1 protein-coding gene is annotated in these 383 nt (G+C 44.4%); it reads right to left on the reverse strand.

Features of this window, described 5'->3' with window-relative positions; translation table 11 throughout:
* The coding region (locus SB773_RS30315; RefSeq protein ID WP_410593895.1) for a Dyp-type peroxidase at window positions 1–383 on the reverse strand (383 nt) is incomplete at both ends.

Below are 383 nucleotides of genomic sequence, written 5' to 3' on the forward strand. Positions count from 1 at the left end.
CCTGTATGGGAATAAATTGTTTACTTGGGTTTCGCTGAAAACAAATGAATAGCAGGCCCGCATTGAAGCTTCCTGTTTTAGGATCCATTCCATCTGCATATGAATAAGGACGTCGCAGTATCTTTGCTTTTCCGTCCCCCCTAGATAGACTCATATGCGAATCTTTGGGAATGATCCGATTTCCATTTGGGTCTTTAGCTTCCAGGTCAGGGCTATCAAACTCATTCTTCATTCCTAGTGGAGCTCCACTGTCCCGATGTCGACCAAACGTATTTTCTTGTTCTTTCAATATTGTGCGGTCCCAAACTTCAATGTACATCTGAATTCGGCGCACCACCATATAACTACCTCCAATAAGCCAGTCAGGCCCGTCATCAGCCTTT

It is taken from the genome of Bacillus sp. SIMBA_074, from assembly GCF_046534555.1.
Lineage (GTDB): Bacteria > Bacillota > Bacilli > Bacillales > Bacillaceae_G > Bacillus_A > Bacillus_A mycoides.